Origin of the sequence: Streptomyces brasiliensis (genome assembly GCF_014647875.1) — a bacterium.
In the GTDB taxonomy this organism is placed as follows: Bacteria; Actinomycetota; Actinomycetes; order Streptomycetales; family Streptomycetaceae; genus Streptomyces; species Streptomyces brasiliensis.
The window spans coordinates 12,542-32,903 of the sequence record NZ_BMQA01000070.1; the positions used below are offsets into that span (position 1 = coordinate 12,542).

Genomic DNA, 20,362 nt, shown 5'->3' on the forward strand with positions numbered 1-20,362 from the left:
GAGCCGTGATTCCTCATTCCCCCTGGCGATTTTTCGGCCCGGCCGACTCGATGCAAAACCCCGAAGGACACGAACCCCACCGCAGTGCTTTTCCTCATCCCTCGCGATGCGGCCGCCCCGGCGCTGGCCCTGCGCATCCTCACCGGCCGCCCGGCAACCCAGCTGCCCGGCCCCACCGCGCCAGGGGCCAACACCCGGACAGACCACGGCCGTTGGACAGAGACACCGGCGTGGGCCGTAGACCTCATCGAGGCAGGAGGCTGCTTCGGGAACCTGGACCGGCCCCTCCGCGGCGAGGAGGAACCGCTGCGGCTGAGCGGCTGGGACCAGGCGGCCGTGACCGAAGCAGCCCGCGCCTGCGCGCTGCACGAGCCTGCGGAGCCCGGCCTGCAGCGAGGACGAGCCCGCGGGTGGCCGGGCAGCACACGGCAGGACCGTTCCACCCCGACAACCCGCTGACCGAGACCAGGGAGCAGACGATGACCGAGCTGGGCACCGAACTCTTCGACGCGATCCGCCGCGATCACCGCGCGGGCGAGAGGCCGCCCAGCTCCCTGGCCGCCCGCGACGGCGTCGACCGCCTCACCGGTCATGGAGGCGATCTGTGTCCGGGGCAGGGCGCGGCGGGCGGTTGCTGGCTCCTACCAGTACCGCGGCTGAAAGGTTTCCGATGAAGCGATCTCATTCGGGCTCTGGCACGAGGTCGTCCACGATCCCGGACAGTGCCAAGTCCCGGATGGAGCGGTCGCCGATGGACACGGCGAGTTGCTCCGCGTGGGGGAGGTCCACAGTGGCGAAGGCCCAGGCCAACTTCACTCTGATCTGGTCGCGTGTCTCGCCTTGCACCTCCTCCAGTGCCCACTGGCAGAGTTTGCGGGCCGTGTCCCGTTGTTTCACGGCCAGATGGGCTACCGGATCCCAATCCACCGAGTCGGCCCGCTCGTCGCTCATGGATGCGAGGGACCGCGCCGCGCGCCGGATCGTCTGCTCGGCAAGGCCCAGGTTCGACCGCGCCAGCGTCGCAGCGGCAGCTATTTGGGCCTCGGCCATCCCGCGGCGCTCGGTGTCGTTGGGTGCGTCTGCCTGCTTCTCGATGAGGCTGACGATGCGGATCGCACCATGCGGGTCGATTGCCGCGACGTGCTTAGCCAGGTCCACGAGTTGCCAGGGCATGTGCTTAAGTTCTTCGTCGTCGACTCGCGCGACGTATTCGGCCGCGTCCTTGGCGAGGTCCGGGGCGACGGTGACAGCCGCCTGCGCGATCTTCCCCATCTCCGCGGGGGAGGGGTGCGCCGACTCGGCCCTCGCGCTTTCCACCAGCAGCTCATAGGCACGTCGCAGCCACTGCTCGGCACGGAGCGGCCGATCCTCGGTCACCGCGGCGGCCATGGCGTGGAAGGCCGTGGCCCGGTCATACGGCGAGATGATCCGTGAGGCGACTCGCTCGGCCCAGTCCTCTGCGAACGGCGCCGCCGCGGCGGTAACCCACCACAGTGAAGACGGATCGCCCTCCTCTGCGGGCGCGGTAGGTGCAACGGGCGGAGCAGGTTGGACGGTCTCGACGGACTGCGGTGCCGTACGGCGGAAGAAGCGCCGAATTCCTCGTGCAGGCACAGTGGGCTGCGCTGACGGCCCGGTGGGCGGTGGTGGCACGGGATCGAGGTTCGGGGCCTGAGCGACGGGCCGGACCGGGCGATCGAACCCGGAGTCCTCCAGGACCTCGTCGAGGAGGTCAGGCCGGTGCTCGCCGACCGCCTCGATAAGTGTTGCCCAGCCGACATTGCGGCTGCGCGCGTGCGTGATCCTGCCTACGAGCAGTTCGGCCCTCGGGAGGTCTGTCACGGCAAGCTCAGCGGCGAGGAATCGGAGTGCGGTGGCGGAGTCTTCGGTCTGCTGGGCGGCCAACTCCGCTTGATGCAGCAGTCGTTCTGCGGCCACTGGGTCAGCGGTCTGGCCCGCCAGAGCGATACCGCCGAGGTGTTGCGGCAGGAGCCATGGGGGATCGATGTCGATGTCGAGCTCGGCGACGACTCTCTCCAGCCCGCTCATCAGCCGTGCAGCCTCGATGGGGTCCGCCGCAGCCAGGGCTGCGGCTGCTTCGGCGAGTTGATAAGCGCACCGGTACGCGTCCTCATCCTCGATGAGAGGGATGTGTTCGCTCGCGCGTTCCAGATGGCGGACCGCGCGTGCCGGGTCCAGGCCCACCCACTGGCGGCCCAGGAACACGAGTCCCCTCGCGTGCTGTCCGGTCTCGCCGGCAGGAAGCGCGGCTATGAGCTTGTCGGCCTCCTCCAGGACACGCCGGACGCGGGGATCGTCGTCCATGGCCTCGGCGAGATCAGTCAGGGCCATGGAGCGATACCGCACGGGGATCTCAGCGACGATGGCCGGACCGTTGGCCCAGCCGACCACGCCGGGGGTACGGTTCGGCCCGTATCGGACGGTTTCGTTCGACGGCTGCAGCTCGATCAAGGTGCCTGACAGCGAGCGCAACCGGGGCTGGCTGGGGCGGTGCCCGCACGGCGGCTATCCCCAGGTCGAGCTGATGACACTGGTCGAGACCGGCACCCGAGCCGTGATCGGAGCGGTCTTCGGCCCCACCCGGGAGGGCGAGACCTCATACGCCACCAGGTTGTCGCACCATCTGGACCCCGAGATGTTGGTGCTGTGGGACCGGGGCTTCGACGCCAACGACTTCCTCGCCACCGGCGCACAGGTCCTGAGCCGCATTCGCCAGCGCCGTCGCCCACCGGTCCTCCAGTCACTCGCTGACTCCTCCTACCTGTCGGTCATCGGCGGCGTCCCGGTGCGCATCATCGAAGCCCGTGTGAGCGTCACCTGCACGGATGGCAGCAACTTCGACGGCTCCTACCGCTTGGCAACCACGCTCCTGGACGCCCGCCGTTACCCCGCCGACCGCCTCGTGCACCTCTATCACGAGCGCTGGGAGCACGAGAGCGCCTACTACGCCTTGCGCCACACCATCCTGCACGGACGTGTCCTGTGCTCGCACGACCCGGTCGGCGTCGAGCAGGAGATGTGGGCCCTGCTCACCCTCTACCAGCTTCTGCGCCGCACCATGGTCGAGGCGGCGGAGTCCAGGCCGGGCACCGATCCCGACCGCTGCAATTTCACCATCGCCCTCCAAACCGCCCGCGACCTTTTGGTATGTGCGCAAGGAGCCTTCGAGCCGGGCATCGGAGAGATCGGCCGCCGAGTCCTGTCAGCACTGTCACCCGCACGGCGAACCCGCGTCAGCACCCGCAAGGTGAAGTCACCCATCTCCCGTTACGCGGAAAGAAAACTGGACGGCCGCCCCGATCGCAGCAAGGTCGTGACCTCGACGACGATCACGCTCCTACCGCCCCCATCGCCAGAGCCCACACTGCCCGCGACGACCGTCCGGGAGAACACCGGCAACGGCAAGACCAGCAGCCGCATGGCACGTGTCCTGGCCATCATGCAGGCAGAGCCCGAACGGCTTTGGCGCTCAAGGGAGATCGCCGAGCTCCTCGGCGACGTCACCCTCGTCGCCACCTATCGACAACTCGCCCGCTGGACCGAGAGAGGAATGATCAAGAGAGCCCGCACCGGCCGCTACACGGCAATCACACAGACGACGACTCCCCCCGCACGGCCTGGTGTCCATCTGCAAGATCGGCCGCGACGAACAGATCAGCCTTCCCCAGGAGGGCATCGGCGGCCTCGCCCGGCTCGGCGCCATCGCCGACCGGCTCATGCTTCGCACCGGAGGCTGCTCGGGTTGCGCCCTCTCCGGTTCCTGCACCGTATGCAGGCCCCTGGCCAAGCACTTCCAGGAGGCGAAGGCCCCGCTGGCGGCGTACTGCCAGCACGGACGAAAGGAAACGGTGAACGCATGACCGCTGTAGCAGTGGAGATCTCTCCCAGGCGCCCGCCCCCGGACGACGGGCCCACCCAGGCCGGTGATGGCCTGCCGTACTTCACGCGGCCAGTCCTGGCCCCGGCCGCGAAGGTCACCCGGATCACCGGCATCGCCGACATGGACCCGCTCATGGACAGTGCCAAGTGCTCGTGCAACGCGGGCGACGACAACCCTCACTGACCTGATCAGCCCCTGATCCGGTCATGAACGCGCAGGCCCCGGCCGCCTGGGCATCGGGGCCTGCGGCGCCCGTGCGACGTGGGTAGCGTGCGGCCATGCGTTTTCACTGGGGCTGGATGGAGCCCGTGATGCCCGTGCCGTACGTGCCGACTCTTGGCCCAGTCCATCCCGATGACCCGATTCCTGACCTCTTCGAGGCCGTCGTCGAGATCGCCGGAACGGGGCGCTTCCTCCCGTACGACAAGGACCGTCGCTGGTCCGAGACCAAGATCGAACACGTCTTGGTCGACGCCATCGAGCACGATCGGAGCCAGACCCTGATCCCCACCCTCACCGACCGAGGCGCAGGCACGGTCAAGGTCCACGTGTACGGCGCGGAGCCCGGCAGCCTGTCCGCCGGTGCCGACCTGGCCCGGAAGCTGGCCCCGGCCCACGGTGCCGCGAAGGCCCGCGTCGTGTGGTTCCTCGGCCCTGACGAGCCCGAGGCGTACACCCGCGGCACACGCGTCTAGTTCAAGGACTTCACCCAAGGGCCCGGATGCGCTCCGGTCCTGCCGGTGCAGGAGCACCAGCAGCTCCCTGATGAGGCCCGGTTCGCCGAGTTCGCCGAGCAGATGGCCGAGGACGGGTTCGTGTTCCTCCACGAGCAGATGCGAGCCGGAACCGTTGGCCCCGTCCTCACCGTGCTGCACGACGGCCGCGTGGCCGGCGCTATTGGACCCATGGAAACCATGACCAGCCCTAGCGGCGCCCCACGACTGCTTCCGCAGTACTTCGGCGTCCTGCCGCAGCACCGCGGGCGTGGATATGGCCGCGCCCTGTGGCGCGCGGCGATGCACTGGGGGCACCAGCACGGCGCCGCGTATCAACTCCTCCAGACCGAGGTGGGGGGCGCATCCGACCGCCTGTGTGGGGCCGAGGGACTGGCATCGCTCGGGTTCGTCAACCAGACGGATGTGTGACGTTGCAGCGAAGTCCCCTGTACGCCTCGGCCGTGGGGGTGGCGACCAGCCTGCACAACTTCTACGGCCGGTATGTGCGGCCTGTGGCGAAAGGACTGACGACGTGGACCTGAGCGGTAGGAAGATCCTGGTCTTCGGTGTCCTCACCGAGACCAGCATGGGATTCAAGATCGCCGAGGCGGCGACGATGCGGGGCGCGGACGTGATCCTCGCCAACGCCCCAGGCCGGCCCAGCTCCATCATGGGCCGCATCGCCGGGCGGCTGCCGAAGGAGCCGGTGGCGTGCCTGTCCGCGGATACGCCTGTCCGCGGATACGCCAGTCCGCGCGGAAGCTGTCGCCCCGGGCATGCTCGACCTCGGCGTACAGGTCGGCCAGTCGCGGTCGCCGGCCGATGGAGAGCAGCACATCGGTCCGGGCGGCGAAGACAGACATCGAGCACGAGCAGCCTTTCCGAACTATGAGGCGGCGCCCTCGGAAACGGGATATGGCGGGGCTGATTTCTCCGGGGTTGGTGGGAGCCACGGCTCCGGCGAGATCGGGAGCCATCTAGATTCCGGTGAGATTGGGAGCCACCCCTGTGGAATGGTGTGGAACATGATGCTTTCGGCGTATTTTGCGGCTGTGGGCCATTTGGCCGTCACGCTGCTCGTCAGTCGGCTTGTCGGCGGCACGTGAGGTATAGCGGCATGAAGATGATCCACAAGCACAGGCAGCCGAGAGCCCACGTGGCGGGCTTGCTCACTTCGATCGGGCCCGCCGAGAAGTACACAGGCGTTCCCCGCCTGGCGCGGAGCGTGGCGTCTTGGTAGACCCAGAACACCGTCGCGAGGAGGAGCGCTACGGGAATCAGCATGGTGGCGTACGACCCCATCACTCGGGGCTCTTCTCCGCGATGATGCGGGCGACGGCGGCTGCATCGTCCGGTGTGATCGTGGGGCGGACCCGGTGGCCCACGTCGAGCACGAGTGCCACACCCTTCTTCGGCCGGCTGGGGTCGAAGTTCCACCAGTGGACGAAGTCTCCCGAGCCCCAGATGCGCCACCTGCGCACTTTGTTCGCGCCGGTCAGGGGAAGCGTCTCCACGCCCCTGATCGAGGCATAACGGATCGTCTTTGCCCCCCATGGGTAGTAGCGGAGGATAGCGATCCCCTGGTCGTCGCAGCGGATCGTGCCGTCGTCGTAGGTGGGCGTGGCCATGCTTATCTGCCTTTCCTGACGGTCCGCCAGTTGCCCCGGGGAGCGGTGGAGCGGTTCACGGGGTTTCGGGTGCGAGGATGAAGAGGCCAGCGACCTTTTCGTCTGTGTCGAATGCGACGCGGGCCTTCATGTCGCCGGCCTCGTAGCGCAGCGGGACGTCGACGACCGTGTGGTCGCCGATGCGGCGAACGAACGGCTCGCCCTCGCCGAAGCCCTCGAACGCGCCGACCAGACCGGCGACCGTGGCCAGCCCGTCGAGGCGGACCTCGTCGGTGAACGCCGCCAGCACCTCGGCATTGAACGACCGGCGGGCTTCGTCCATACGGCCGTCGAGGACGGCGGCCGCGATCTCGGTGGCTCGGGCGGCGGCGTCGGTCATGCGCACGGTCTTGTCCATGGGTTCTCCCGTTCTCGGGTCGATGGGCTTGCCGAACCGCTGGAACGCGGCCTGGCGGGTGACTCCGAGCAGGTCCCCGATCTCCTGCCAGGTGTGGCCGGCATCCCGGCACTGCTGCACGCACAGCTTCAGTACCTGCTCCGCCAGGCCGTCGACGTCCTCGGCGAGTCGGACGAGGTCGAGATAGGCCGGCTGGGCCACTGGGCTGCCAGCCGACCCCGCCAGGGCGGCGGCCTGCGCGGCGAGGCGAGCAGCCAGGCCCGCGAGAGGCATCGGCGAATCAGTCACATGTCAAGGATGCCTTTACGGAGTTCGCTCGTCAAGGAGGCCTTTACATCGCCCAGTGCAGCCTCCGCGCGTCCCGCCAGCTACCCGCGGCGTCACCTCCTTCGGTGGGTCTCGAACTCGCCGGAAAATGGCAGTCGCGGGCGAGTACATCGCCGCCACCGGAGCAGTAGGGGCTCTCGAACGCGGCGGAGCCCTGGCTCTCGCACGACCCGATGAAATCAGCGGGGCTCGTCGTGATTCTCCGGGGATGATCGGCATACCCAGCGTGACCGGGGTGCGGTTGCGGTTCCTGGTGAGGCGGTCGAGGGAGGCGAGTTTGTTGCGCGCGGCTTCCAGACTGATCTGGAGTCCTTGGACCTCGCCGCGCCAGCCGTTGACGCGGGCCTCCTCGATGCGGTCACCGAGGTTGCAGATGATCTCTTCCAAACGTCGCCGCTGCTGCGGGTCGACGCGGAGCATCGGACACCGGACGCAGGCTTCGAACTTGACCACGGGGTGCCCTGACTGATGCGGGGACGTCGGTAGGGTCGGGGCAGTGACAGGAAATCGGGGCCGCTGGCCAAAGATCGCTCAAGATCGTGGCATTGAGGACGTGACGCTACTCATCCTCGAATGGCTGGGTGAGCAGGGCGTGAATGCCATGATCAGAGTGGACGCCGAGAGGGCGGCTGACAACGCGCCAGCGTGGACGTTCGCGGCCAGTGGGGGTCCCCTGGACCAGGGCATGCGTGCCGATGGGAGGACTGTGCAGCAGTGCATGTCCGCTGCTGTGGCCAAGCTGCGCGAAGCCGGACTGTCCGTCCCGTTTTGATCTCCGTTCGCCCGCTGATTTCGATCACGGCGTGGGTCTCCTCGCCTTTGCAGTTCCTGCGGAGGCTTCTCCTCGGCGCCTGCGAGGCTGACCTGGAGTCCTTCGACCTCGCCAAGCCATCCTTCCCGTTCGGCCTCGGCGATACGGGCGATCAGGTTGTCGCGGATGTCGGCCAGCCGTGCCTGTTGGGCTGGTGCCGGCGAGGAGTACCGAACCCCGACTGAGGAGGAGTGGGACTCCTTCCTCGCCCAGGCGGGATTCGCCGCGGCAGGCTCGGCCGGTAGCGGCCCACCCGCTCGGGCTTCCAGCCGTCCATCGGATTGTGGTGCGCGTGAGCCTGCCCAGAGCGGCAGGACAGATCCAGCGGGAACGGGTTGAGCAGCGGGCCGGTCCCCGCATCGCGGTGCACATCGTAGAACCGGCGCAGGACCGTCTGTCTGTGCACGACGGTGGCCGGAGCGTATCCGGATCCGGTCGACGGCTTCCCGGTCACCGGGTTCACGACACCGGCTCCCCGTACCGCTCGCAGGCCCTGGGCCTTGACTTTCCTGGGTTTGACGGTCTCTTGGATCCAGCAGCTGAAGTCCCGGGCTTCCCGACGGGTCGCCCGGTCCCAGGGAACGTCCACGGCCTGCAGGAACCGCCACCACCGCAACAGATCCATCCCGTAGGAGCGAACCGTTGACGGCGCTTTCCCGGCCGCCAGCAACTCCTGGATGTAGTGAAAGGGCTGGGCGCGGGGCTGGGATGCGCCATGTCATTGGATTGTCTGGGGGTTTGGGGGAGTGTACCGGTCTCTGTGTGGGGGTGGGTGTTCGGGGGTGTGGCCGTGGGTGGCGGATGTGCTGTGGTGGTCGTGGTGCGGTGCCCGGGTGCGGTGTTGAAGGGTTGTCGGTTTCGGTGGCGTCGGTGGCCGGGCCGGGCGTGGGCCATGGTGGGGGGTGTTCGGCGTGGTCTGGCGGGCTGACGCACGCCGTCCGCGTCGTGTCACCCTGCGTGACTGCCGCGCCGGCCGCTCATTGGCGCTGGTGCTGCGGGCCGCCGGCGCCGGCATGCAGCTTCCTGCCGTCGGCCTGCTGTCCCTCGCCGGCGAAGGGCGTATCAAGGAGTTCCGGGTCATGGTCTGGTCGTGGTCTGTTCTTCGTTCCCTGTGGGGGTGTGGGCGGCGGCGTCTTCGAGTATGTCGTTGCCGTAGAGGTCGTGTATCCAGTTGGTGTGGTAGATGGTTTCGAGGTAGCGCTCGCCGAGGTCGGGGGCGATGGCCAGGGCGGTCGGCTGCCGGGGGGGTGCTGGCTGCTGGGCGAGCCAGCGGGTGGCGCCGCTGACGACGGTGCCGGTGGAGCCTCCGAAGAGGAAGCCGCGGCGGGCGAGTTGGTGGCAGGTGCGGATGGTGTCGGCTTCGCTGACGTGTATCACTTCGTCCACGTAGGAGTCGTCCAGCAGTGGTGGACGGACGCTGGTACCGAGGCCGGGGATCATGCGTCGGCCTGGGGTGTCGTTGAAGGTGACGGAGCCTTCGGTGTCGATGGCGACGATGTGTACCGGCCTGTGCCATTCGCGGAAGTAGCGTGCGCAGCCCATGAGTGTGCCCGTGGTACCGGCTCCGATGAAGAGGACGTCGAGGTCGGGAAAGTGGCGGGCGATGGCCGGGGCGGTGGTGCGGTAGTGGGCCATGTGGTTGTTGGGGTTGGTGTATTGGTTGAGCCACACGTACCGGTCGTCCGATGCACACAGGGCGCGGACGTGGTCGATGCGCGCGCCGAGCAGGCCGCCTTGCCGGGCGGGCTCGGTGACGATGTGGACCTGGCTGCCGAGTGCTTCCATGAGCAGCCGGGTGGGCAGGTTGCAGCGGGTGTCGGTCACGCACACGAACCCGTAGCCCTTGCTGGCCGCGATCATGCTCAGGGCTACCCCGAGGTTGCCGGAGGAGGATTCGACGAGGACTTTGCCGTCGGTGAGCAGACCGTCGCGTTCGGCGGCTTCGACCATGGCGGCGGCAGCCTTGAGTTTGATCGAGCCGGCGAAGTTGAAACCTTCACATTTGAGGAACAGCTGGTGTCTGGTGATTGCCTCCAGGTCGATGTAGAGGTCGTTCTCGTTGAATTCCTGAGGGGTGGATATGACCGGCACGGTTGCCTCCTGATCTGTGTGTGAACCGTCTCCACCAGTACGCGGGATCATCCCTGGTTCCGTCATGCCGCCGGAATTCGGGGCTTGACAATGGCCGGGCTCGCGCGTAGTGGCGCGGATTCCTGGGATTCGGGGAGGGCGTTCCGGCGGCGTGCTCGGTGCCTTCCGTCTGGGTTTGTCCCGGCGTGTACCGCCACCCGTGTGTGGTGTCAAGTTACGAGATTCAGCGGCGTGACGACGTCGTGCCGGCCGGGCGTACTGGTGGGGCGGGCGTCAGGAATCCGCCGCGAAAGGCTCTGGCGCTTTTGCGGGTGGGAGAAGCCCACCTCCACCACCACACCGACGGCATCGGAGCTCACATGGCAGGGAATTCCCCCCGTACCTGGACGGCCGGCCCGCCCGGCATCTCCACGTGTCCCGACGACAGAGGAGGGCCTGACGCCGGGAGGGCCGGGTCGCCGGCCGCCACCGCACGGCTGCTGGCCGAGGTGCTGGCCGACGTCGTGCGCGTGGACCATGTGCCGGCCGACAGCCACTTCTTCGATGACCTGGGCGCGGACTCGATGGTGATGGCCCAGTTCTGTGCGCGGGTCAGGAAGCGGGCGGAACTGCCGCCCGTGTCGATGAAGGACGTCTACCGGCATTCCACGGTCGAGAGTCTCGCCGCTGCGCTGACCGGGCCCGAAGCCATGGCCTGCGCATCCGCTGCCACCGGTGCGGCGACCGCGGGCACCGCACTCACGACCGGCGCGTCGACCCCCACGGTGCCTCCGACGCCCGTATCCATGCCTCATCGGCCGCCCGGCTCGCCGTCCGTCCCGGTCTGCGGGCCGGTGCCGGCCGCGGACGCCGCACAGGCCTCGCACGGGGCCGCGGTACGAGCCGGCACGCGTCAGTACGTGCTGTGCGGACTGCTGCAGTTGCTGTTCTTCCTCGGGTACTGCTACCTGGCTGCGCTGGCAGCGACACGGGGCTACGCATGGATAGGCGACGGCTCCGCCCTCGCCGATCGCTACCTGCGTTCCGTGCTGGCCGGCGCTGCCGGATTCATCGGCCTGTGCACGGTGCCGATCCTGGCCAAATGGACACTCATCGGCCGCTTCACGCCCCGTCAGTTCCCCGTGTGGAGCCTCACCTACCTGCGCTGGTGGATCGTCAAAACCCTGATCCGGACCAGCCCTGTCCGCCTGTTCACGGCGTCGCCGCTGTTCGTGCTGTATCTGCGGGCGCTGGGCGCGAAAATCGGCCGCGATGTTGCGATCTTTTCCACGCATATTCCTGTGTGTACGGATCTGCTCACCATCGGAGACGGGGCGGTCATACGCAAGGACTCTCTGTTCTCCTGTTACCGCGCCCATGCCGGCCTCATCCAGACCGGTCCGGTCACTCTCGGCAAGGACGTCGTCGTCGGTGAACAGGCGGTCCTGGACATCCACACCTGGATGGGCGACGCGTCCCAGCTCGGTCATGCCTCGTCCCTGTACGCCGGGCAGGCCGTACCCGCCGGGGAGCGTTGGCACGGTTCACCGGCCGAGCCCACCGGCACAGACTTCCGCAGTACGCACGCCGCCGACTGCTCCGCCACGAGAAAGGTCCGCTACGCCCTGGGGCAGCTGCTGGCCCTGCTGCTCGTGTATCTGCCCCTGACCACGGGCGGCGCGGCCCTGCTGGTCGCCGCGGTACCGCAGCTGAAGGCACCCCTGGATGCCGGGTCATGGCCGCACGCCGGCTCGGTGTTGTGTCTGGGCGCGCTGGCCGCTTCCTTCACGCTGTTCTTCGGCGCCGCGCTCGCCGGGCTCGCCCTCCAGGGCGTGGTGCCGCGCCTGCTCAACAGGGCGATCAAGCCGGACACGGTCTACCCGCTCTACGGCTTCCATTACGGTCTGCAGCGGGCGATCGCCTTTCTGACCAACCGGAAGTTCTTCACCACGATATTCGGGGACAGCTCCGCGATCGTTCACTACCTGCGCTATGTCGGCTACGACCTGTGCCATGTCACGCAGACCGGCTCGAATTTCGGCACGGAACTCAAGCACGACAGTCCGTTTTTTACCTCGGTGGGCAGCAACACGATGGTCGCCGACGGCCTGTCGATCATCAATGCCGACTTTTCCAACACGTCGTTTCGTCTCTGCCGTGCCTCGATCGGAGCGCGAAGTTTCCTCGGGAACCGCATCGCCTATCCGGCACAGGCCCGGACCGGCGACAACTGCCTGCTGGCCACGAAGGTCATGGTGCCCATCGACGGAGAGATGCGGGAGGGCGTCGGTCTGCTGGGTTCGCCTCCTTTCACCATTCCGCGCACCGTGATGCGGGACGCCCGGTTGAACACCCTGGCGGGCGGCAGCGAACTGCGCCACCGCCTCGCCCGAAAGAACCGGCACAACGCCGCAACCGCGGTGCTGTATCTGCTGGCGCGGTGGTTCCACGTCTTCGTCGTCACCCTGCTGACGCTGGGAGCCGGAAGCCTCTATCCCGCCATGGGCGCATCGGCGATTGCCCTGTCCATGGTCGGTGGCCTCGTCTTCAGCGTCTGTTACTTCACCCTGATCGAGCGGGCCGCCACGGGATTCACGGCACAACGGCCGCTGACCTGCTCCATCTACGAGCCGTCCTTCTGGCGGCATGAACGCTTCTGGAAGATGGCGGCGGTCGATCACGCCCAGATGTTGGGCGGGACCCCGTTCAAGAACGTGGTTTTGCGGTTGCAGGGTGCCCGGATCGGCAAGCGGGTCTTCGACGACGGCTCCTTCTTCCCCGAACGGACGCTGGTGACGATCGGGGACGACTGCACCCTCAATGCGGGCACGGTGGTCCAGTGCCACTCGCAGGAGGACGGCGCCTTCAAGTCCGACCGCACCACGATCGGTGCCGACTGCACGCTCGGTGTTGGAGCATTCGTCCACTACGGCGTCACCCTGGCCGACCACGTCGACCTTGCCTGCGACTCCTTCCTCATGAAGGGCGAACACGTCCCCTCCAAGGCCCGGTGGGGCGGAAACCCAGCCCGTCAGCTGCCCGACAACACCCCCCGCCCACCCGTCTTGCCGGCAGGCCGCATCTGACGCCGCGCCACACACCCCGCCACATCAGACCACATCAGCACCCGGACGAAGGACAGACCCTGATGGCACTCGACACTCCCGCCGCCCGAGACTTCTGGCACGGCATCCTGACGGAGTCCGGCGGCTGCACGCCCCTTCCGCGCTGGACCCGCGAGCCGGTTGCCGCACTGGCCGAGCACCACGCACCGATCCCCGTCAGCGACGCGGCAGCCGTGCGCCGACTGGCAGACGACCTGGCCGTGCCGTTGAGCACCGTGCTGCTGGCGGCGCATGCCAAAGTGCTGGCCGCGCTGACCGGTGAAAGCGCCGCCACCATCGGCCTGTCCGGGCTCGCCCCTGGTCGGTTGCTGCCGTGCCGGCTGACGACGGCACCCCGCTCCTGGCGGGCCCTGCTGGCGCACGCCCACGAGGCCGTCTCGCAGGTACTCGTTCACCGGGACTACCCGGTCGACGACCTCAGGTGCGAACTCGGCCTTCCCGAGCCGTCATGTGAAACCGCACTTGATGCGACCGGCTTCGGCGACGCCCCCGCCGGCAGCAGCGCCCCGGCCACCGACGCAGTGCTGCGGGTGGGCATCGCGCACCACGACGACGGCGGGCTCACGCTGCGGGCGCGCTACCGCACCGATGTCCTCGACGCCGACAGCGCTGCCCGCATCGTCGGCTACCATCTCACCGCGCTCGCCCTGATCGTCGCCGACCCGGCCGCGGAGCACGGCCGGCAGAGCCTGCTGTCCGCCGAGGAAGCGCGCTTCCAGCTCGAAGGGCTCGCCGGGCCCCACCGCAGCCTGCCCGACGCCGGTGTCCATGAGCTGTTCGAGCGGCGCGTACGGCACGACCCGCACGCGGTCGCAGCGGTGCACGGCAACCGGCAGTGGACCTACCGGGAGCTCAATGCCCGTGCCAACCGGCTGGCCCGCGCCCTGCTGGCGCGAGGACTCGACCGCGAAGGCGTCGTCGCGGTGGTGATGGACAGAAACCTGGACTGGCCGGCCGCCGTGCTGGCCGTCTTCAAGGCCGGAGGCGTCTACCTGCCCATCGAGCCGCATCTGCCTGCCGAACGCGTCAAGGCCATGCTCACCGCTTCCCGGTGCACGCTGGTGCTCACCGGACCGACCGCCCCCACCACCCTCCAGGCGGCCCTTGCGTCCCTGCCCACCGTGCGGACGCTGCACACCGACACCGCCGACGAGGAGGGCCACGCCGACGACGACCTCGGTATCGCCGTGGCAGCCGACCAGCTGGCCTACATCTACTTCACCTCCGGCTCCACCGGTAAGCCCAAAGGCGCCATGTGCGAACACGGGGGCATGCTCAACCACCTCCACGCCAAGATCGACGACCTGGAGATCGCCGAAGGACAGGTGGTCGCCCAGACCGCGCCCCAGTGCTTCGACATCTCGCTGTGGCAACTGCTCTGCGCGCTCCTGGTCGGGGGGCGGACCCTTCTGGTCGAGCAGGACGTGATCCTCGACGTCCGGCGGTTCGTCGACACGATCGCCCGCGGGCGGGTCTGCGTCCTCCAGGTCGTTCCGTCGTACCTGGAAGTCGTCCTCACATACCTGGAGCAGCACGCGCGCGAACTGCCGGACCTGCGGTACGTGTCGGTCACCGGCGAGGCGCTGAAGAGTCAACTCGCCCAGCGCTGGTTCGCCGCCCAGCCCCACGTCAAGCTGGTCAACGCCTACGGACTGACCGAGACCTCCGACGACACCAACCACGAGATCATGGACCGTTCACCGGACGGCGACCGGGTCCCGCTGGGCCGGCCGGTCAACAACGTGCACCTCTACGTCGTCGACGAGCGGCTGAACCCGGTGCCGCTCGGTGCGCCGGGCGCGATCGCCTTCTCGGGGATCTGCGTCGGCCGCGGCTATGTCAACGACCCCGAGCGCACCCGGCCCGCCTACCTGAGCGATCCCCACCGTCCAGGCCAGCGCCTCTACCTCAGCGGCGACTTCGGCCGCTGGCGGCCCGACGGCAAGCTGGAGTTCCTGGGCCGTCGCGACACCCAGGTCAAGATCCGTGGTTTCCGCATCGAGACCGGCGAGATCGAGAACACCCTGCTGCAGGTGCCCGGCGTCCGCGACAGCGCCGTGGTGGTCGCCGAACGGCCCGACCACAGCACACACCTGGTGGCCTTCTACACCTCCCCGCGGCCCCTGCACACCGACGTCCTGCTGGATCGGCTGAACGCCGTACTGCCCCCGTACATGGTCCCTTCGGCCGTCCACTGGTGCGCGGACCTCCCGCTGACCGCCAACGGCAAGGCAGACCGGAAAGCCCTGACGGCCCTGGCCACCCGGCTTCAGGCCGCGAAGGACGACGTCGAGGCGCCCGGAACGCCCACCGAACGGCGGCTGGCCGCCGCATGGGCCGGCGTGCTCGGCGTCCCGCAGGACCGGATCGGACGCCACGACCACTTCTTCGACCTGGGCGGCACCTCGCTGTCGGCCGTGAAACTCGCCATCAGCCTGGACCGCCTGGTGTCCCTGGCGGACATCACCCGCCACCCCATCCTCACGGACCTGGCCCGGCTCCTGGAGGAGCTCTGCCAGCAGCAGTCAACCGCGCGAGGGGCCTCAGCCTGACCTCGTCCGACGTCCCCGACCCACGGAACATCCCCCACACCACGCAAAGGACAAGAAAGATGTCACTGCCCACCTCCACCGTCCCCATGCCCGCCGCTGCGCCCATGCCCGGGACGGAACTCGACGTGCACCCCGGCAAACCCCCCGTCCTGCACACCGGCGCCCATGCCCGGGGGGACGCGCCGGGCTGGGCGGCCGAGCACCGCCACGCCGTCCGCAGCCTCGTCACCGAACACGGCGCGCTTGTCATCCGCGGCCTCGCTCTGCAGGAGGCCGGCCAGGCCGGGGCCGTCCTCCACCACCTGGCTCCCGGCCCGATGACCGAGAGGGAGGCCTTCGCGCCCCGCCGCACCCGCGCGCCGGGCGTCTACTCCTCCACCACCTGGCCGGCCAACCAGCCCATGTGCATGCACCACGAACTCAGCTACACCCACGCGCCCCCCGGCCTGCTGCTGCTGGCCTGCCTGGCCGCGCCCCGCACCGGCGGAGCCACCGCTCTCGCCGACGCCACCGCCGTCCTCGACGCGCTGCCGCCCGAGCTCGTCCAGCGGTTCGAAGAGGAGGGCTGGCTGCTTACGCGCACGTACCACGACGAGATCGGGGCCTCCTGGGCGGAGGCGTTCGGCACCGACGACAGGACTGCTGTCGAGGACTACTGCCGCGCCCACAGGATCGAGTTCCGCTGGCTGCCCGACGCAGGCTTGCACACCCGCCAGCGCCGCCGCGCCGTGGTGCGCCATCCGCTCTCCGGCCGACGCTGCTGGTTCAACCAGATCGCGTTCCTCAACGAGTGGACGATGGCCCCCGAGGTGCGGGAGTACCTCATCGACGTCCACGGCCCCGACCGTCTGCCTTTCACCACGCGCTTCGGCAAGGGCGATCCGATCGGCGAGGACGTCGTCCAGCTGATCAACACGGTGTACGAGAGGCACACCGTCCGCGAGCCGTGGCAGGACGGCGACCTGATGCTCGTCGACAACGTCCGCATGGCACACAGCAGGGAGCCCTTCGAGCCACCGCGTGACGTCGTCGTCGCCATGGCCGAACCGCTGCACCCGACCCCCTGCCCGCCGGCCTTCGAGGGAAACGCCCGATGACCACGTCCCCTTCCTGCGCCAAGGAGTCCGCAATGCCCCAGTCCGCGATGCCCCAGCCGAGCACGACGCCACCGCAGGTCGCGGTGCCACCGTTCGCCGTGATCTCCGGTGCCCAGGTCCAGCACACGCTGCAGGGCCAAGAACGGCAGATCGTCGATCTCGTCGAGGCGACCTACCGGTTGCACGCGGCCGGGGACTCGGTCAATCCGCCGTCGTACTTCCTACGCTTCCCCGACCGACCGACGGCGCGGATCATCGCGCTGCCCGCGTCGATCGGCGGGCAGGTACGGGTGGACGGCCTGAAGTGGATCTCCAGCTTCCCCGACAACGTGCCCTCCGGCATCCCGCGAGCCTCGGCCGTGCTCATCCTCAACGACCACAACACCGGCTATCCGCTCGCCTGCCTGGAGAGCTCCATCATCAGCGCGAGCCGAACGGCCGCGATGGCCGCGTCGGCGGCCGGCTGGCTCAGCCGCCACCGCCGACGCCCCACCCGCGTCGGATTCTTCGGAACCGGCCTGATCGCCCGCTACATCCACACCTTTCTGACCGCAACCGGCTGGAGCTTCGACCAGATCGGCATACACGACGTGTCCCCCGACCACGCTGCCGGCTTCCACAGCTACCTGGAACACACCGATGCGGCCCCACGGATCACGACGCACGACAGCCCGGAGCAGCTGATCCGCTCCAGCGACCTGGTGGTCTTCGCCACCGTCGCCGGCCGGCCACACGTCACCGACCCGGCATGGTTCGACCACAACCCGTTGGTGCTGCACGTGTCGCTGCGCGACCTCGCCCCCGACATCCTGCTCGCATCGGCGAACATCGTCGACGACGTCGACCACTGCCTCAAGGCCGACACCTCACCACACCTGACCGAACAGCTCACCGGCAACAGGGACTTTCTCACCGGAACGCTGGACGACGTCATGACCGGCCGGGTGGCGCTCCCGCAGGACCGGCCCGTGGTCTTCTCACCCTTCGGCCTCGGAGTGCTCGACCTCGCCGTCGGCAAACACGTGTACGACGAGGTGGCCCGCGCCGGGCATCTGCACGTCGTAGAGGACTTCTTCCATGAAGTGCGCCGCTACGGATGAGCGGCCGGACGGCCCGGCCCCCGCCGGCTCGCGGAGGAAGGCCCGTCCGCTACCGAGGGCCCGGGCCGGGCAGGTCTGACCCGGCCCGGGCCCGATGCCTTCGAGGAGGTGCTCGTCGCGTCTGTGCGGACCGGTCCGTCCCGGTCGCTTCGTGGTCGACCACCCGGAAACGGAACAAAGGTGGGTATGAGCGGAGTTTCGGGTGAATCAGGGCACAGTGTGCCTCGTGCGTCCATGAGGGCTCATCGGCCCGGTCAGCCCCGGCGGGAGGCAGAGGCGTAGCGGCCGCGCTCGCCGCTGAGCGTGCACAGCCTGCGTCGACCAGATGCTCGCCGGGCTTCGTCCCGCGCCGCTGAAGGTTCTCGTGGACGCTGTCGATCAGGCGGGAGTCATCCACCGCGGCGTGGATGGTGGCCACGTTCACCACCAGGTGGGGCAGGTCGTCCTCGCAGGTCTTGACCTTGTAGCCGTCCCAGACCATGCCGCGTTTGCCGCCGCAGCGGGCTTCCACATCGTGGGGGTTGATCAGCAGGTCTCTGCTTCGCGGGAGGTCCTTGCCCTCCCGCGAACTCCACCAGATCCAGATGCGCAACGGGCTGGAGCAGCGGACCGCGGACTGGCAGCGGCGCTACGCGATCCGCAACGGGCCTCCTTGCTCGTGATGGGTCTCAGCAACCATGTCGCTACCAAGGAGCCCGTTCCTTCATGCCCGGAGCAGTATCGGCACCTCTGTCCGAACGATCACCCGCCCCACACACCTCGAACAAGATCCGGTTTGCCGCAACGCACTGAGCTTGAGATAAAACCTCGGGTTCAAGCAAGGATGCGTTCGAGTCCCCCACATGGGGAAACGTCGGTCATGGCGACGGCCACGCCGTCATCCTCGGGTTGTGACACCAACAAAGACCGACGCGGCCGTCGCGTCCAGTGTGCCTGATCGTGAAGGCAGCCACGCGGCTCTGCGTGAACTCAAGGAGTTTCGTGTCGACTTCCGCGCCAGCCTCGCCCGCTGGGGCGACGCTCTCTTTGAGATCACCGATGCCGTGCTGTGCAGCGATGGCCCGGTGCGCAACCTCGCCGAACTCAGTCTCGTGCCCGAGCACGCCCGCTCCCACGGCTCGGTGCAGCGCGCCATGAGCGATGGGCGGATCGACTTCGACCGTCTGAACTGGTCCTTCGCCTTGCGTGACCTCCCGCGTGGCCCGGGCGGGGGGATCGTGCTCGCCGTCGATGTCACGCCGTGGCTGCGGCCCGACGCGGACACCAGCGATCAGCGCACCTTCTGCCACACCTACGGACGCGCAGAGGGCGCTCACGAGATGATCCCCGGCTGGGCGTACTCGATCGTCGCCGCCCTGACCAGCGGAGCTACCTCGTGGACCGCGCCCCTGGACGCCAAGCGACTGCGCCCCGGTGATCAGGTCCAACGGAGCACGGCCGCCCAGCTGCGCGAGGTCGTGACCAGGATCGTCACCCTGGGGCGATGGAAGGAGGGTGACGAGCCGATCCGGATCGTGGCTGACTGCGGCTACGACGGCCCCTACCTTGCCCACCAACTCGCCGACCTGCCCGTGGAGGTGTGCGTGCGCATGCGCGGCGACCGCGTCCTATACCGCGACCCGCCCGCCAACGGTGGCGTGGGCCCCAAAGGTGGCCGGCCCCAACGTCACGGCAGCCGATTCGAGTTCCACACTCCGGGCACCTGGGGACAGCCCCTGCACGAGACGGAGCATGATCTCGACAGATACGGTCACATGCGGGTCCGGTGCTTCGAGCGTCTGCACGTCAAGCTCAACCGGCAGACGGTCTGGGAGCACCACCCCGAACCGGAGCTACCCCTCGTACCCGGCACCGTGATGCGCCTGGACGTCGAGCGCCTGCCCTCCGGCGGCAGCCCGAAACCCCTGTGGCTGTGGTGGTCACGCACCGACACCGACGCCACTCTCGCTGACACCATCTGGTCTTGCTTCTTGCGCAGATTCGACCTTGAACACACCTTCCGGTACTGGAAACAACATCTCGGCTGGACCCGCCCCCGCCTGCGCGAGCCCGCCGCCGCCGACCGCTGGACCGCCCTCGTCATAGCTGCATACACCCAGCTACGCCTCGCCCGGCTTCTCGCCGAGGACCTCAAGCGCCCCTGGGAGCGTGCCTTGCCCGTCGAACGCTTGACCCCCGGCCGCGTACGCAGGGGGTTTCGCCAAGTCCGCGGATCGCTGCCCGTTCTCACGAACCCCACGAAACCCTCCCGCCCCGGGCCGGGACGCCCGCCCGGCCGCCGCAACAAGCGGAAGAGCCCCGTCTACGACGTGGGCAACGCCCTGCTCGAAAGCAGTCAACGAACAGACGAGCGGCGAACCGAACGCGCAGCACCCTGACCGCCGAAGGTTTTATCTCAAGCTGAGCTTGTGTTTTTACCTCGCTCGCTCCGTGTTCGAGCCGGGGCGCCTCTCCGGTGTCGCGCCGTGCTCGTGGCCTTCTCCCACGGTGGGGCGGGCGGCGCGGGTGGTGTTGCGTCGGCCTGGTGGGCGGCCGGGGCCTGCTGTGCCGGGTTTAGGCACTCCGGTCGGGCTGGGCAGAGGCTGTCGCACAACCTCCCCTTGGTGAAGGTCAAGAGCGAGTTTCGGCTGTGTGCCTG

Annotated in this window: 14 protein-coding genes and 2 pseudogenes; 11 read left to right on the top strand and 5 right to left on the bottom strand. The window is 68.5% G+C overall.

Annotation, left to right across the window (positions count from 1 at the left end):
* Positions 1-410: 410 nt before the first annotated feature.
* Positions 411-674: a hypothetical protein gene (locus tag IEZ19_RS42475; protein ID WP_189316754.1), complete on the top strand. Its 264-nt coding sequence runs from the start codon at positions 411-413 to the stop codon at positions 672-674.
* Positions 675-681: 7 nt separating this feature from the next.
* Here IEZ19_RS42475 and IEZ19_RS42480 read toward each other — a convergent pair whose 3' ends face one another.
* The gene (locus tag IEZ19_RS42480) at positions 682-2,352 is read right to left on the bottom strand and encodes a hypothetical protein (protein ID WP_189316755.1); all 1,671 of its coding nucleotides are present in this window, start codon (positions 2,350-2,352) and stop codon (positions 682-684) included.
* Positions 2,353-2,383: 31 nt separating this feature from the next.
* On the opposite strand from IEZ19_RS42480, the pseudogene IEZ19_RS51730 reads away from it, so the two are divergent.
* The 4 genes and pseudogenes from IEZ19_RS51730 to IEZ19_RS53210 form a co-directional block, all read left to right on the top strand.
* A pseudogene (locus IEZ19_RS51730) lies at positions 2,384-3,052 on the top strand (transposase); the annotation flags it as partial.
* Between the two features lie 577 nt (positions 3,053-3,629).
* Positions 3,630-3,881: pseudogene (locus tag IEZ19_RS51735) on the top strand (radical SAM protein); the annotation flags it as partial.
* A 298-nt stretch (positions 3,882-4,179) separates the two neighbouring features.
* Positions 4,180-4,596 carry a hypothetical protein gene (locus IEZ19_RS53205; RefSeq protein WP_308429074.1) on the top strand — a complete coding sequence of 139 codons (417 nt, stop codon included), beginning with the start codon at positions 4,180-4,182 and terminating at the stop codon, positions 4,594-4,596.
* A gap of 45 nt (positions 4,597-4,641) precedes the next feature.
* Positions 4,642-5,046, top strand: a complete 405-nt coding sequence (locus IEZ19_RS53210; RefSeq protein ID WP_308429075.1) for a GNAT family N-acetyltransferase — start codon at positions 4,642-4,644, stop codon at positions 5,044-5,046.
* A gap of 872 nt (positions 5,047-5,918) precedes the next feature.
* On the opposite strand, the gene IEZ19_RS42495 is transcribed toward IEZ19_RS53210, so the two are convergent.
* Positions 5,919-6,245, bottom strand: a complete 327-nt coding sequence (locus tag IEZ19_RS42495) for a hypothetical protein (RefSeq protein ID WP_189316757.1) — start codon at positions 6,243-6,245, stop codon at positions 5,919-5,921.
* A gap of 55 nt (positions 6,246-6,300) precedes the next feature.
* Positions 6,301-6,930, bottom strand: coding sequence for a DUF3887 domain-containing protein (locus tag IEZ19_RS42500; RefSeq protein ID WP_189316758.1), 630 nt, complete (start codon positions 6,928-6,930; stop codon positions 6,301-6,303).
* A gap of 351 nt (positions 6,931-7,281) precedes the next feature.
* Here IEZ19_RS42500 and IEZ19_RS42505 point away from each other — a divergent pair, with 351 nt between their 5' ends.
* Positions 7,282-7,434 (top strand): hypothetical protein, encoded by a 153-nt coding sequence (locus tag IEZ19_RS42505; RefSeq protein WP_189316759.1) that lies wholly within the window; start codon positions 7,282-7,284, stop codon positions 7,432-7,434.
* Positions 7,435-7,892: 458 nt separating this feature from the next.
* On the opposite strand, the gene IEZ19_RS53885 is transcribed toward IEZ19_RS42505, so the two are convergent.
* Positions 7,893-8,450, bottom strand: coding sequence for a site-specific integrase (locus tag IEZ19_RS53885; RefSeq protein ID WP_373297141.1), 558 nt, complete (start codon positions 8,448-8,450; stop codon positions 7,893-7,895).
* Positions 8,451-8,857: 407 nt separating this feature from the next.
* The gene (sbnA, locus tag IEZ19_RS42510; protein ID WP_189316760.1) at positions 8,858-9,871 is read right to left on the bottom strand and encodes a 2,3-diaminopropionate biosynthesis protein SbnA; all 1,014 of its coding nucleotides are present in this window, start codon (positions 9,869-9,871) and stop codon (positions 8,858-8,860) included.
* Positions 9,872-10,230: 359 nt separating this feature from the next.
* On the opposite strand from sbnA, the gene IEZ19_RS42515 reads away from it, so the two are divergent.
* From IEZ19_RS42515 to IEZ19_RS42535, 5 genes are all read left to right on the top strand, one after another.
* A complete protein-coding gene (locus tag IEZ19_RS42515; protein WP_189316761.1) occupies positions 10,231-12,936 on the top strand; it encodes a Pls/PosA family non-ribosomal peptide synthetase in 2,706 nt (901 codons plus the stop codon).
* A gap of 62 nt (positions 12,937-12,998) precedes the next feature.
* Positions 12,999-15,527 (top strand): non-ribosomal peptide synthetase, encoded by a 2,529-nt coding sequence (locus IEZ19_RS42520; protein ID WP_189316762.1) that lies wholly within the window; start codon positions 12,999-13,001, stop codon positions 15,525-15,527.
* 86 nt (positions 15,528-15,613) lie between these two features.
* Complete coding sequence (locus IEZ19_RS42525) at positions 15,614-16,624, top strand: TauD/TfdA family dioxygenase (protein WP_189316765.1); 1,011 nt, start codon at positions 15,614-15,616, stop codon at positions 16,622-16,624.
* On the top strand, positions 16,621-17,724 hold the full coding sequence (sbnB, locus tag IEZ19_RS42530; protein WP_189316763.1) for a 2,3-diaminopropionate biosynthesis protein SbnB: 1,104 nt from the start codon (positions 16,621-16,623) through the stop codon (positions 17,722-17,724). Before IEZ19_RS42525 ends, sbnB begins: the two co-directional genes overlap by 4 nt.
* A gap of 959 nt (positions 17,725-18,683) precedes the next feature.
* Entirely contained in the window at positions 18,684-20,102 is a 1,419-nt protein-coding gene (locus tag IEZ19_RS42535; RefSeq protein WP_189316766.1) for an NF041680 family putative transposase, read from the top strand.
* The last annotated feature ends 260 nt before the right edge of the window (positions 20,103-20,362 follow it).

Bases quoted from the DNA above. Each gene is read 5' to 3' on its own strand.
- IEZ19_RS42480 (WP_189316755.1), bottom strand. From the start codon at position 2,352: ATGGCCCTGACTGATCTCGCCGAGGCCATGGACGACGATCCCCGCGTC.
- IEZ19_RS42525 (WP_189316765.1), top strand. From the start codon at position 15,614: ATGCCCGCCGCTGCGCCCATGCCCGGGACGGAACTCGACGTGCACCCC.
- IEZ19_RS42515 (WP_189316761.1), top strand. From the start codon at position 10,231: ATGGCAGGGAATTCCCCCCGTACCTGGACGGCCGGCCCGCCCGGCATC.
- IEZ19_RS53205 (WP_308429074.1), top strand. From the start codon at position 4,180: ATGCGTTTTCACTGGGGCTGGATGGAGCCCGTGATGCCCGTGCCGTAC.
- IEZ19_RS42495 (WP_189316757.1), bottom strand. From the start codon at position 6,245: ATGGCCACGCCCACCTACGACGACGGCACGATCCGCTGCGACGACCAG.
- sbnB (WP_189316763.1), top strand. From the start codon at position 16,621: ATGACCACGTCCCCTTCCTGCGCCAAGGAGTCCGCAATGCCCCAGTCC.
- IEZ19_RS42520 (WP_189316762.1), top strand. From the start codon at position 12,999: ATGGCACTCGACACTCCCGCCGCCCGAGACTTCTGGCACGGCATCCTG.